Below are 12,189 nucleotides of genomic sequence, written 5' to 3'. Positions count from 1 at the left end.
CGCATAGGGGTTTGTCGACCACATCGTCACCGGAAAACAAGCCACCACCGCAGAGCCGGGGGGGGGGCGGCCCCGAACCCCCCCCCCACCCCGTGTCCGTCAGCAGTGGCTGGTCAGCCGCATGCTGTTGATCCGGTCGAAGAACCCGGCGTCGAACGACCCCGCGTCGAACCACCACGTCCACGTGTTCTTCACGGTGCCCCGCACGAACTTCGGGTCACCACCGTGCACGATCGGGCCGAGCACGAAACCGGAGCTGTCCACCGCGACCGGCCACATCAGCCACGCGTCGTTGCTGTTGCTGCTGACGATCACCGCCTCGAACGTCGCGCTGCCGTTGCGGTTCAGGGTCCACTTCGCCTGGTCCATCGTGCAGTCGCCCGCCGTGATGCGACCCCACGTGAACCAGCAGGAACCCGCGCCCGTACAGGTCGCTTCCGCGGTCTGCGTCCCCGCCGACGCCGGCACGACGAACAGGCTGCCCATCGCCGCGGCGACCATCGCCAGGACGACCGACGCCCGACGCATCTTGCCCATCATTTTCCCTCCCCGGGTGTAGCCGAATCCATGCCGGCCAAAGCTAGCTCTCCGGCGGGCCCGGCGAAGGTCGCGGACGTGCGGCTGCGGGGGAAGGCGATACTGCCCGAGCGGCTCCGCTTCTCGTTGCGGTTTTTGTATCAACGATCCTGGAGCCGAATTTTTCTCAAAACTGAACCCAGGGTATAGGTCGTTATACAGTTGAAGAGTGCTCAGACTCCGTTGAGACCTCGGCGCTTGAGGAGGGGTTCGATCTCGGGGTCGCGGCCGCGGAAGGCGCGGAAGGCGTCCATCGGGTCGAGGGAGCCGCCGCGGCCGAGGAGGGTGCGGCGGAAGTGGTCGCCGTTCTCGCGGGTCAGTCCCCCGCTCTCCCGGAACCACTGGACGGTGTCGGCGTCGAGGACCTCGCTCCAGATGTAGGAGTAGTACCCGGCGCTGTAGCCGCCGCTGAAGATGTGCGCGAAGTAGGTCGTGCGGTAGCGCGGCGGGATGGCTTCCACCGCGACGCCGGCCTTCACCAGCGCGTCGGTCTCGAACCGCTGCACGTCTTCGACGCGGTCGTCGACGCCGAGGCGGTGCCAGGCCTGGTCGAGCAGCGACGCCGCCAGGTATTCGGTGGTGGAGAAGCCTTCGCCGTACTGCTGAGCGGCGAGGAGCTTCTCGACCTGCTCGGCGGGCAGCGCCTCGCCGGTCTCGTGGTGCTTGGCGTAGTTGGCCAGCACCTCCGGCCACAGCATCCACATCTCGTTGACCTGGGACGGGTATTCGACGAAGTCGCGGGGCACGTTGGTGCCGGAGAAGGTCGGGTAGCGGACGGCCGAGACGAGGGCGTGCAGGGCGTGGCCGAACTCGTGGAACGCGGTCACGACCTCGTCGAAGGTCAGCAGGGTCGGCTCCCCCGCCGGCGGCTTGCCGACGTTGAGGACGTTCACCACGACCGTCCGGCGGCCGAGCAGCTCGGACTGGTCGACGAAGGTGTTCATCCAGGCGCCGCCGCGCTTGGCGTCGCGGGTGTAGAGGTCGAGCAGGTACAGCCCGAGCGGGGTGCCGTCGGTGTCGAAGACCTCGAAGGTCCGGACCTCCGGGTGGTACTTCGGCAGGTCGTGCCGTTCGGTGAAGGTGAGCCCGTACAGCTTGGTGGCGGCGAAGAAGACGCCGTCGAGGTAGACGCGGTCGGCCTCGAAGTAGGGGCGCAGGGCCTCGGTGTCGACGTCGAAGCGTTCACGCCGGACCTGGGCGGCGTAGTAGGGCCAGTCCGACGGCCGCAGCGACGCGCCCGGCACGTCGGCTTCGAGCAGCTGCTGCAGCTCCGCGGCCTCGGTCCGCGCGTTCGCGACCGCCGCGGGCGCCAGCCGCTCCAAGAGCCCGGCGGCGGCTTCGGCGGTCTTGGCCGTCTCGTCCGCGATGACGTACGCCGCGTGGTTCGGGTAGCCGAGCAGCGCGGCGCGTTCGGCGCGCAGCCGCACGATCTCCGCGACGGCGGTGTTGTTGTCGAACTCGTTGCCGCCGTTGCCCCGCGCCATCGACGCGCTGTGGATCCGCGCGCGGACGTCGCGGTCGCGCAGGGTTTCCAGCGGGGACGCCTGGCTCGTCGGCAGCGTCAGGCTGAGCACGTACTTGCCGGCTTCCCCGCGGGCGGCCGCCGCCTCGGCCGCCGTGGCGATCGCGCCGTCACCGAAGCCGGCCAGCTCCGCGCGGTCGGCGATCACGACGGCCAGGTTGTTGGTGTCCTTGAGCAGGTTCTGCTGGAACCGGGTCTGCAACGTCGAAAGCTGCTCGTTGAGCGCGCGCAGGCGGGCCTGCTCGGCCTCACCGAGCCCGGCGCCCGCACGGCTGAAGTCGGTGTGCCGGCGCTCCAGCAGCCGCAGCGACTCCTCGTCCAGGCCGAGCTCGGCGCGCCGCGCGTGCAGGGTGTCGATCCGGGCGAACAGCCGGGGGTCCAGGTGGATCGCGTCGTGGTGGGCCGCCAGCTTCGGCGCGAACTCCGCCTGGATCGCCTGGATCTCGTCGGTGCTGTTGGAGCCGGACAGGTTGTAGAACACGCTCGCCACCCGGCCGAGCAGCTCGCCGGAGCGTTCCAGCGCCACGATGGTGTTGTCGAACGTCGGCTCGGCGTCCTGCGCCGCGATCGCCTCGATCTCCGCCGCGTGCTCGGCCAGCCCCGCTTCGAACGCGGGCCGGTAGTGCTCGTCCGCGATCCGGTCGAAGGGCGGCAGGGCGTAGGGCAGTTCGCTGGGTGCGGCGAACGGGTTGTCCGGCGAAATCATCGGGGCAGGCTCCTGGTCGGGGAGAAACACTCGGTCCCACCACCCTACGGGTCACCCCGGTGCCGATGTCAGCGCTTTCCGGAGGTGGCCAAGCTCACCGGCCGGTGGTACCACCGACGACGGCGTCGCTGGTCCCGGCGTCCTTGGTGGCCTTTTTACCCCGTTTCGCCGGCTTCGGTTCCGGCGGCACGATGCCGCTCAGGTCGGCGCTGTGGTCGTTGACGCGGAGCACGAACGGCCGCGTCTCGGTGTAGCGCACGACCGAGATCGACGACGGGTCGACGACGATCCGCTGGAAGGCGTCGAGGTGCTGGCCGAGCGCGTCGGCGAGGATGGACTTGATGACGTCGCCGTGGCTGCACAGCAGCCACACGGCGTGGTCGCCGTGCTCGGCGGCGATCCGCCGGTCGTGGGCGCGGACGGCGGCCACCGAGCGCGCCTGCATCTGGGCGAGCCCCTCCCCGCCCGGGAACACCGCCGCCGAGGCGTGCGCCTGCACGACCCGCCAGAGCGGCTCCTTCGCGAGGTGCTTGAGCTCCTTGCCGGTCCAGTCGCCGTAGTCCACTTCGGACAGCCCCGGATCGACGACCTTCTCGAGCCCGCGCGCGGCGGCCAGCGGGCCGACCGTCTGCTTGCACCGCACCATCGGCGACACGACGAGCCCCGCCAGCGGGACGCCCTCGAGCCGCTCGACCAGCTTCTCGGCCTGGGCGCGGCCGGTGTCGTCGAGGTTGACCTTCGGGGACCGCCCGGCCAGGACCCCGGAGCCGTTGGCCGTCGACTTGCCGTGCCTCAGCAGAATGACCGTACTCACGGCCACCACACTACGGGGACACGATCAGTGGCTCACCGGGCCCGCGTTCGGGTCCAGGACACCGGTGAAGATGAGCACGAACAGCAGCACGCCGAGCACGAGCCGGTACACCACGAACGGCACGAAGCTGCGCTTCTTGATGTAGGACATCAGCCAGGCGATCACGGCGTACCCGACCCCGAAGGCGACGAGCGTGGCGAGGATCGTCGGGCCCCACTGCGCCGGCACGTTGCCCGAGCCGATGTCCTTGAGCTTGTACACCCCCGACCCGAACACCGCCGGCAACGCCAGCAGGAACGAGTACTCGGCGGCCTCGGCGCGGGTGTAGCCCAGCAGCAGGCCCGCGCTGGTCGTGCCGCCCGAGCGGGAGACACCCGGGATCAGCGCGAGCGCCTGGGCGAAGCCGAACCCGAGGCCGTGCGGCACGGTCAGGTGGTCCAGCGTCCGCTCCTGCTTCCCGATCCGGTCGGCGACCAGCAGGATCAGGCCGAACACGATGAGCACGCTCGCGGTGATCCGCAGGTCGCGGAACGCGCTGTCGATCTGGTCCTGCAGCAGCAGGCCGAGCACCACGATCGGCAGCGAGCCGATGATGATCAGCCAGCCCAGCCGGGCGTCCGGGTCGCGGCGCCAGTCCGGCTTGTACAGCGAGAAGAACCAGGCCTGCAGGATCCGCCCGATCTTCTTGCCGAAGTAGATGATCACCGCGAGCTCGGTGCCGATCTGGGTGACCGCGGTGAACGCCGCTCCCGGGTCGTCCCAGCCGACGAGCGCCGCGACGATCCGCAGGTGCGCGCTCGAGGAGATCGGCAGGAACTCCGTCAGGCCCTGGACCAGGCCCAGGACCAGTGCTTCGAACCAGCCCACGTCAGGCCACCCCCGCCTTCTCGATCGCGTCGGCGGCCGTGCGCAGCGCGGCGGCCGGGTCCGGGGTGAACGGCGACACCGACAGGGTCGTCACGCCGGCCTCGGCGAATTGGGTCATCTTCTCCGCGATCCGTTCCTCGGGACCCAGCAGCGACGTCGCGTCGAGGAACTCCAGCGGCACCGCCGCCATCGCCCCCGCCCGGTCGCCGGCCAGGTACTTTTCCTGCACTTCGGCCGCCTCGGCCGCGAAGCCCATCCGGCAGGCCAGCTGGTTGTAGAAGTTCTTCTCCCGGCTGCCCATGCCGCCGAGGTAGAGCGCCGCGTAGCCGCGGACGGCGTCCGCGCAGACCCGCCAGTCGTCTCCGGGGACCAGCGGCACGGTCGGGACGACGTCGAAGCCCGCCAGCGACCGCCCGGCGCGCTCGGCGCCGGCCCGGAGGTGCGCGAGCTGCTCCCCCGCGTGCGCCGGCGAGAAGAACACCGGCAGCCAGCCGTCGGCGAGCTCGCCGGTCAGCTCCAGGTTCTTCGGGCCGATCGCGGCCAGGTAGAGCGGGATGTGCTTGCGGGCCGGCCGGACCGTCAGCCGCAGCGCCTTGCCCGGGCCGTCCGGCAGCGGCAGCGTGAAGTGCTCACCCTCGTGGGCCAGCCGCTCGCGCCGCAGCGCCTTGCGCACGATCTCGGTGTACTCCCGGGTGCGGCCCAGCGGCGAAGTGAAGCGCACGCCGTGCCAGCCCTCCGACACCTGCGGGCCCGACACCCCGAGGCCCAGCCGGAACCGGCCGCCCGACAGCGTGTCGAGGGTCGCCGCCGTCATGGCGGTCATCGCCGGGGTCCGGGCCGGGATCTGCAGCACCGCGGCGCCGACGTCGATCCGCGCCGTCTGCGCCGCGATCCACGTGAGCACCGTCACCGCGTCCGAGCCGTAGGCCTCCGCGGCCCACACGACCGCGTACCCGAGGTCGTCCGCCTGTTTCGCCAGGGCCAGGTTCGCGGGGTCGTTCCCCGCTCCCCAGTAGCCGAGATTGAGTCCGAGTCGCACGGGGCCGAACCCTAACGGGGGCCCTCGACCACGACACGACTCACCTTGGTCAGGAACTGGCAGTGCCGCCCACTAGGCTCGGCGGTCGTGGAAAAGCGACTGCTCGGCCGCTCGGGACTGCGGGTCTCGAGGATGGCGCTCGGCACCCTGTCCTGGGGTGGCGACACCGACGCGGAGGAAGCGGCCAGCCAGCTGGTCGCCTTCGTCGACGCCGGCGGCACCCTGGTGGACACCGCCGACATCTACTGCGAAGGCGAGAGCGAGCGGGTGCTCGGCTCGCTCCTGGGCGACCTCGTGCCGCGCGACGACGTCATCGTCGCGACCAAGGCGGTCGCCCGGCGCACCGACGGCCCCTTCGGCGGCGGCGCCTCCCGCGGCGCGCTGCTCACCGCCCTCGACGGCTCGCTCAAGCGGCTCGGCACCGACCACATCGACCTCTGGCAGCTGCACGCCTGGGACGGCTGCGTGCCCCTCGCCGAGACGCTCGCCGCCCTCGAGTACGCCGTGACCAGCGGCAAGGTCCGCTACGTCGGCGTCTCCAACTACTCGGGCTGGCAGCTGGCAACCGCCGCCGCGACCACCGCGGCCGTCGCCCCGATCGTCTCCACGCAGATGGAGTACTCCCTGCTGGAACGCGGCGTGGACCGCGAGGTCGTGCCCGCCGCCGAACACCACGGGGTCGGTCTGCTGCCGTGGGCGCCGCTCGGCCGCGGGGTGCTGACCGGCAAGTACCGCACCGGCACCCCGTCCGACTCCCGCGGCGCGTCGGCCGGGATGCTCGCCGGGTACGTCGAGCACCACCGCACCGACCGGGCCGCCCGGATCGTGCAGGCCGTCGCCACCGCGGCGGACGGGCTCGGCACGTCCCCGCTCGCCGTCGCGCTGGCCTGGGTCCGCGACCGGCCGGGTGTGGTCGCCCCGATCGTCGGCGCCCGCGACACCGGCCAGCTCACCGGTTCGCTGACGGCGGAGGAGATCACCCTCCCACCCGCCATCCGCTCCGCGCTCGACGACGTCAGCGCGATCGGCGTCGGCTACCCGGAGCGCTGGCCGCATTAGGTGTCTGTTGGGTGACATGCACGTGACGGCAAGACCATCGTGGAGGATGCTGGTGAAGACCGCCCGTCGAGGGACACCTGGAGGCAGCAACGTGCGTCGGTTCGCCGCCGTGTCGTGGGTCGTGATCCCGCTCGCCGGTGTCCTGGTGCTCTCGGGCTGCTCGTCGGCCAAGTCGGACAGCGACGAGCTCCAGCTCGTCGCGAACCCGACGGCCGCGCGCCCGGCGGTCTCCCCCGCGGTCACCGTGAAGCCGGCCGGTCAGGTCCTGCCGGGTGCCGCGGTCTCGGCCGTCGCCGTCGACCCGAAGACCTCGACCCTCGTCGTTGCGCTTTCCCAGTCGCCGTCGCTGCAGCTGTACGAACTGAACGCGCTCGCGTCCGCCCCGGTGAATATTCCGTTATACGGCAAAGCCGAGCGGCTGACCGTGACGCCGGGGCGGGTCGAGATCGCGGAGCCGGCGCGGGGTGTGGTGCAGCAGCTGAGCCTGCCGGACCGGAAGCTGACCGAGACGAAGACCGGCGGGCAGCCGGCGTCGAGCATCGCCTACGGGGCTGACCGGCTGGTCGCGATGGGGCCGGCGAAGGACATCCAGGTACTGCCGGCGGCGGGTCCGGCGCGGTCGATCGGCGGGCAGCTCTCCAGCGCCGACGACGTGGTCGACACCGGCCGCGGGGTGGTCGTGCTGGACCGGCTGCGGACGGCGGTGTTCTCGGTGGACGTCGCCGCCGGGAAGGTCAACGAGGGTCTGCGCGCCGGGGACGGCGCGGCGAACGCCGTGGCCGACTCCTACGGGCGGGTGCTGGTGACCGACGTGCGGGACGGCGCGCTGATCGCGTTCTCGGCGTCGCCGTTGATCATGCGGCAGCGCTACCCGGTGCCGGGTGGCGCGTACGGGATCGCCTACGACGCGAAGCGGAGCCTGGCCTGGGTGACGCTGACCGAGCGCAACGAGGTGGTCGGGTTCGACGTCCACGGGGGCGAGCCCGTGGAGAAGTACCGGTTTCCCACCGTGCGCCAGCCGGACTCGGTCGGGGTGGACGAAACCAGCGGCCGGGTGGTCATCGGCTCGGCCGCCGGAGAAGGGACCCAGGTGATCCAGCCATGACGACGGTCAGCGAGGCGGTGGTCGAAGGGGATTGGGAGTACCGCCGCCTGCACCTCCCCCCGGGTGTGTCGCGGCGCGCGGCGATGATCCAGCTCTCCATCCACGCGGAGTTCGCGGGCTGGGAGCTGCGGAACGTGCGGTTGTACGCCGACGGCACGCGCCGTGTCTGGTTGCGCCGCAAGAAGACCTCCGAAAGCCTTCCCGGCGCCCTGCCGACCTAGGCCGTCAGCCGAACACCCGGTCCAGCCAGGCGCTCCAGGCCTTCTCCTCGGTCACCGCGTCCGCGCCCGGGGCGAAGACGTGGTGCGAAGCGATCATCGGGCCGTGGAACCCGCGCAGGAAGCGGTACATCGCGTCCGCGGTGCGCACACCCGCGTTCTGCTCGTTCACGGCGTAGACCACGCCCTCCTGCGGCGCCCGGCCGTCGAGCGAGAGCCGCACCGGGTCGCCTTCGGCAGGCCGCGATCGAAGACCGAGCGCGGCGCCGAGCCGGGTCCAGGCGTCGTCCCAGTCCCCCACCGGCGGGCCGAACACGGTCAGCGGCACCGCCGCGCGGCCGGCGAAGTGCGTGACGTACTCGACCAGCGTGCGGAAGAACATCGCGCCGCCCCCGGTCATCGCCTCGAACTCGTCCTCCCAGTCGTCGCCGGGCAGGAAGCCGCTGGTGACGCAGCGGATCACCGAGCTGCCGCCGTCGCGGCCCTCGATGAGGAACTCGTAGCCGATCTTCCGCCCGTCCGGCGCGGGGTCGCTGCCGTAGACGAGCTTTTCGAGCGGGTCCCACTCCCGGATCCGGTACTCGGGTCGGTATCCGCCGAAGGCACCGCGGACCACACCGCCGGTGCCGGCCTCGACCTCGTTGCGGCCCATGAACCACGAGTCGATGCCCGGGCCCGTCGCGATGGCGTCCCACAGCTCTTCCGGCGAGGCGTCGACCTCGGCGGCGTCGGTCAGCTCGAACTCGCGCCCCATCTCAGGACTCCTCCGGGACGCTCGGGTGCACGGCGACGACCACCCGGTGCGGGCGGCCCTTCTCGGCCGTCTCGTCGTGGTACCTGCCGACCAGGGTGGTGACGGCGGTGGCGAGCTCCTCGGCGAACGCCGCCCGGTCGGCGGCGGAGGCGAACCGGACCTCGCCGTCGAGCGCGAAGGTCGCGACACGCTGCTGGGCCTTCGCCGCCCCGGTGAGGAGCAGGCCGACGTCACGCACCAGCCGCCCGGCGACGGCCAGCAGCCACCGAGCGGAGAGCCGGTCCGGCGACTGGGCCGGATCCGGCTGCACCGCGGCCAGCGCGGCCGGTGAGATGACGTACGACGACGCCGTCGCGCGCATCATCCGCTCGGTGACGTTGCCCTTGCGGCGCTCCTCGACCAGCTCCACCAGGCCGTGCTTCTCCAGCGCGCGCAGGTGGTAGTTGACCTTCTGCCGCGGCAGCTCGACCCGCGCCGCCAGCATGGTCGCCGAGGCCGGCTGCGCCAGTTCGGCGAGCAGCCGCGCTCGGATCGGGTCGAGCGACACCTCGGCCGCCGCCGCGTCTTCGATCACCGCCACGGAAAACATGGGTCCAGCATCGCCTCCGAACAGAGAAGTTGTCAAGAACTCTCGTCTTGTCGGCGGAGCGGCCGCGACCGCCAGACGACGTCGCGCGCGGGGTCGCCCGTCGGGCTCCGTTCGACCCGGTCCACGGCGAAGCCCTCACGCTCGTAGAACACTCCCGCGCGCTCGTTGGCGGCGAAGTGCTCGATCCACAGCCGCCCGTCCTCCGCCGACAGCTGTGCGGTGAGGGCTTCGAGCAGCCGTGGCCCCAGCCCGTCGCCGCGCCGGCCGGGATGGACGTAGAGCTTGTAGACCACCGGACCGGCCGCACCCCGGCCGCGCTGGCCCACCCCGACGAGGTGCCCGCCGTCGTCGGCGACGACCACCAGGCCCTGGGCCACGGCCACGCCGACGTGCGTCTCGTTCCACCAGGCGCGGACCTGCTCGCCGGCGGCGGCCGCGCCGATCAGCGGGGTGTAGTGCGGCCGGACGTGCGTCTCGCCGAACCGGCAGATCGCCGCCACGTCGGCTGCGGCCGCCACCCGGACGACCGGTCCGGTACGGAAACCCATCGTGCTCCTCCCCTGGCCCCGAGCTCACTCCTGCCGATGAGCGGCGTTGACCATCGCGACCACCCGCGGCAGCACCTGCGCGGCCGCCTCCAGCGGCACGACGTGCCCGACCCCAGGCAGCACGACCGCCGTCCCCGCATCCAGCCCGCCGACCCACTGCTCGACGTCGGACGCGCGGACGATCCGGTCGCGCTCCCCCACAATCGCCGTCACCGGCAGGCCGCTGACCTGCGACAACGCCGCCTCGCGCGCGTACGCGTCCAGTGCCGGGCGGAACAGCGACACCGTGTGCGGCCAGTTGCCCCGGATCATCTTGACCGTCAGCTCGACCAGGTCCGGGTCCGGGTCGTCGCCGAAGAGCCACCACCGCAGGCCGGCGCTGACCGCGCGGCTCGTGTGCTCGCGGACCACGCCGAAGAGCTTGGACCCGAGCACCGCCTCGAGGTCGCGGGCCAGCTTGCCCAGCGCGTTCGGCCAGGCCGCCGACACCTCCGTCGCCAGGGTCCCCGACGACGTCGCGAGCAGCACCAGGCCCGACACGCGCGCGGCGAACAGCTCCGGGTGCCGCTGGGACAGCGACATGATTGCGAGCCCGCCCATGTCGTGGCCCACCAGCACCACCCGCCCGGCCGGGACCTCGCCGGCCAGCAGCTCGGCGAGGTCGTCGCCGAGCCGCGCCATGGTCGCCGTGCCGCGGCGCGCCCGCCCGGACCCGCCGTGGCCGCGCTGGTCGTAGGTCAGCACGGCCACCGGCCCGTCGGCGGCGTCCGGCACCAGCGGCGCGATCCGGCCCCAGCTGCGCTGGTCCAGCGCGTACCCGTGGACGAACACCACGGTCACCGGCGCGGCCGGGTCGCCCCTGCGGATCACCTGCAGGGGCGTGCCGTCGGCGAGCGCGAACTGCGTCATCAGGACGTGCGCAGGAACCGGTCCAGCACCCGGGTGCCGAACTTCAGCGCCTCGACCGGGACGCGCTCGTCGACGCCGTGGAAGAGCGCCGAGAAGTCGAGGTCCGCGGGCAGCTTCAACGGCGCGAAACCGAAGTTGCGGATCCCGAGGTCCTGAAAGGACTTCGCGTCGGTGCCGCCGGAAAGCATGTACGGCAACGTCTTCGCGCCCGGGTCTTCGGCCAGCACGGCGGCGGTCATGGCGTCGACGAGCGCGCCGTCGAACGTCGTCTCGACCGGCGGGAGCTCCATCCACTCCTTCTCGATGTCCGGGCCGAGCAGATCGTCGAGCTCGCGGTCGAACGCCTCGAGGCGGCCCGGCAGGATCCGGCAGTCCACCGCGGCTTCGGCGACCGACGGGATGACGTTCGACTTGTACCCGGCGGTGAGCATCGTCGGGTTGGCGGTGTCGCGCAGGGTCGCGCCGATCATCCGCGAGATGTTGCCCAGCTTGGCGACCGAGCCCTCGAGGTCGTCCTCGGGGAAGTCCCAGCCGGTGATCTCGGTGACGCCGGCGAGGAACTCCTTCACGGAGTCGGTCAGCACCAGCGGGAACCGGTGGTTGCCGAGCTTCGCGACGGCCTCGGCGAGCTTCGTCACGGCGTTGTCGCGGTGGATCATCGACCCGTGCCCGGCGGTGCCGCGCACGCGCAGCTTCATCCAGCGGATGCCCTTCTCCGCCGTCTCGATCAGGTACGCGCGGACGTCGTCCTTGAGCGTGATCGAGAACCCGCCGACCTCGCTGATCGCCTCGGTGACCCCTTCGAACAGCTCCGGCCGGTTCTCCACCAGCCACTGCGCGCCGTACTTCCCGCCCGCCTCTTCGTCGGCGAGGAACGCGAACACCAGGTCGCGCGGCGGGACGACGTTGTTCATCTTGTAGTGGCGGGCCAGCGCGAGCGCCATCCCGCACATGTCCTTCATGTCGACGGCGCCGCGGCCCCAGACGTAGTCGTCCTGGACCGCGCCGGAGAACGGGTGCACCGACCACTCGGACGGGTCGGCGGGGACGGCGTCGAGGTGGCCGTGGATCAGCAGGCCGCCCCGGGACCGGTCGGCGCCTTCGAGCCGGACGATGACGTTGTGCCGGTTCTTGCCGCCCGACTCGACGTAGGTGATCTCGTAGCCGGCGTCGGTCAGCTTCTCCGCGACGTACTCGGCCGCCGCCCGCTCGCCGACCAGGGTGTCGGGGTCGCCGGTGTTGGTCGTGTCGATGCGGATGAGCTCGCTGGTCAGCGTGACGGCCTCGGCCGCGGCGGCTTCGATCAGGTTCGGTTCGGTCACCGGCCATTCCTATCACCCGCGGGACCGGCGCCGCTGGCTGCGGGATCAGCCGCGCTCGAGGGCCGAGACCACTTCGGACACCGGGCGCAGGTGCTGGTTGAGGATCCGCAGTGCGTCTTCGGCGTCGAGCGAGCTGCAGTCCGAGGACGTCGACGACCGGG

At 71.8% G+C, this 12,189-nt stretch carries 13 protein-coding genes; 3 read left to right on the top strand and 10 right to left on the bottom strand.

Going from position 1 to position 12,189, the window contains the following annotated elements; genetic code table 11:
* Positions 1–99 precede the first annotated feature (99 nt).
* The 5 genes from ACZ61C_RS09725 to ACZ61C_RS09705 all read right to left on the bottom strand — a co-directional run bounded on the left by ACZ61C_RS09725 (position 100) and on the right by ACZ61C_RS09705 (position 5,524).
* Positions 100–537: a DUF6294 family protein gene (locus ACZ61C_RS09725; RefSeq protein WP_465304834.1), complete on the bottom strand. Its 438-nt coding sequence runs from the start codon at positions 535–537 to the stop codon at positions 100–102.
* Between the two features lie 212 nt (positions 538–749).
* The gene (locus ACZ61C_RS09720) at positions 750–2,804 is read right to left on the bottom strand and encodes a M3 family metallopeptidase (protein ID WP_465304832.1); all 2,055 of its coding nucleotides are present in this window, start codon (positions 2,802–2,804) and stop codon (positions 750–752) included.
* Between the two features lie 94 nt (positions 2,805–2,898).
* Positions 2,899–3,618 carry a histidine phosphatase family protein gene (locus ACZ61C_RS09715; protein ID WP_465304830.1) on the bottom strand — a complete coding sequence of 240 codons (720 nt, stop codon included), beginning with the start codon at positions 3,616–3,618 and terminating at the stop codon, positions 2,899–2,901.
* Between the two features lie 24 nt (positions 3,619–3,642).
* Positions 3,643–4,485 carry an undecaprenyl-diphosphate phosphatase gene (locus ACZ61C_RS09710; protein ID WP_465304828.1) on the bottom strand — a complete coding sequence of 281 codons (843 nt, stop codon included), beginning with the start codon at positions 4,483–4,485 and terminating at the stop codon, positions 3,643–3,645.
* 1 nt (position 4,486) lies between these two features.
* The gene (locus ACZ61C_RS09705; protein WP_465304826.1) at positions 4,487–5,524 is read right to left on the bottom strand and encodes an LLM class F420-dependent oxidoreductase; all 1,038 of its coding nucleotides are present in this window, start codon (positions 5,522–5,524) and stop codon (positions 4,487–4,489) included.
* Between the two features lie 87 nt (positions 5,525–5,611).
* Between ACZ61C_RS09705 and ACZ61C_RS09700 the strand changes: the two genes are divergently transcribed.
* From ACZ61C_RS09700 to ACZ61C_RS09690, 3 genes are all read left to right on the top strand, one after another.
* Positions 5,612–6,583 carry an aldo/keto reductase gene (locus ACZ61C_RS09700; protein ID WP_465304824.1) on the top strand — a complete coding sequence of 324 codons (972 nt, stop codon included), beginning with the start codon at positions 5,612–5,614 and terminating at the stop codon, positions 6,581–6,583.
* A 91-nt stretch (positions 6,584–6,674) separates the two neighbouring features.
* Positions 6,675–7,688, top strand: coding sequence for a YncE family protein (locus tag ACZ61C_RS09695; RefSeq protein ID WP_465304822.1), 1,014 nt, complete (start codon positions 6,675–6,677; stop codon positions 7,686–7,688).
* Positions 7,685–7,909, top strand: a complete 225-nt coding sequence (locus ACZ61C_RS09690; protein ID WP_465304820.1) for a DUF5703 family protein — start codon at positions 7,685–7,687, stop codon at positions 7,907–7,909. Before ACZ61C_RS09695 ends, ACZ61C_RS09690 begins: the two co-directional genes overlap by 4 nt.
* A 4-nt stretch (positions 7,910–7,913) precedes the next feature.
* Here the strand turns inward: ACZ61C_RS09690 and ACZ61C_RS09685 are convergent, their stop codons facing one another.
* From ACZ61C_RS09685 to ACZ61C_RS09665, 5 genes are read right to left on the bottom strand one after another with little or no spacing between them, the layout of a single operon-like run.
* A complete protein-coding gene (locus ACZ61C_RS09685) occupies positions 7,914–8,660 on the bottom strand; it encodes an SRPBCC family protein (protein ID WP_465304818.1) in 747 nt (248 codons plus the stop codon).
* Position 8,661: 1 nt separating this feature from the next.
* On the bottom strand, positions 8,662–9,249 hold the full coding sequence (locus ACZ61C_RS09680) for an ArsR/SmtB family transcription factor (protein ID WP_465304816.1): 588 nt from the start codon (positions 9,247–9,249) through the stop codon (positions 8,662–8,664).
* Positions 9,250–9,281: 32 nt separating this feature from the next.
* Positions 9,282–9,797, bottom strand: a complete 516-nt coding sequence (locus ACZ61C_RS09675) for a GNAT family N-acetyltransferase (protein WP_465304814.1) — start codon at positions 9,795–9,797, stop codon at positions 9,282–9,284.
* A gap of 24 nt (positions 9,798–9,821) precedes the next feature.
* Positions 9,822–10,706 carry an alpha/beta fold hydrolase gene (locus ACZ61C_RS09670; protein ID WP_465304812.1) on the bottom strand — a complete coding sequence of 295 codons (885 nt, stop codon included), beginning with the start codon at positions 10,704–10,706 and terminating at the stop codon, positions 9,822–9,824.
* Complete coding sequence (locus ACZ61C_RS09665; RefSeq protein ID WP_465304810.1) at positions 10,706–12,028, bottom strand: M20/M25/M40 family metallo-hydrolase; 1,323 nt, start codon at positions 12,026–12,028, stop codon at positions 10,706–10,708. The genes ACZ61C_RS09670 and ACZ61C_RS09665 overlap by 1 nt, the downstream gene beginning before the upstream one ends.
* Positions 12,029–12,189 lie beyond the last annotated feature (161 nt).

The organism is Amycolatopsis sp. NPDC104587, from assembly GCF_055583645.1.
This window is presented reverse-complemented; position numbering and strand designations above follow the sequence as displayed.

Excerpts from the sequence above, each read along its gene's own strand:
- ACZ61C_RS09675 (WP_465304814.1), bottom strand. The coding sequence starts at position 9,797 with ATGGGTTTCCGTACCGGACCGGTCGTCCGGGTGGCGGCCGCAGCCGAC.
- ACZ61C_RS09720 (WP_465304832.1), bottom strand. The coding sequence starts at position 2,804 with ATGATTTCGCCGGACAACCCGTTCGCCGCACCCAGCGAACTGCCCTAC.
- ACZ61C_RS09670 (WP_465304812.1), bottom strand. The coding sequence starts at position 10,706 with ATGACGCAGTTCGCGCTCGCCGACGGCACGCCCCTGCAGGTGATCCGC.
- ACZ61C_RS09685 (WP_465304818.1), bottom strand. The coding sequence starts at position 8,660 with ATGGGGCGCGAGTTCGAGCTGACCGACGCCGCCGAGGTCGACGCCTCG.
- ACZ61C_RS09680 (WP_465304816.1), bottom strand. The coding sequence starts at position 9,249 with ATGTTTTCCGTGGCGGTGATCGAAGACGCGGCGGCGGCCGAGGTGTCG.
- ACZ61C_RS09690 (WP_465304820.1), top strand. The coding sequence starts at position 7,685 with ATGACGACGGTCAGCGAGGCGGTGGTCGAAGGGGATTGGGAGTACCGC.
- ACZ61C_RS09725 (WP_465304834.1), bottom strand. The coding sequence starts at position 537 with ATGGGCAAGATGCGTCGGGCGTCGGTCGTCCTGGCGATGGTCGCCGCG.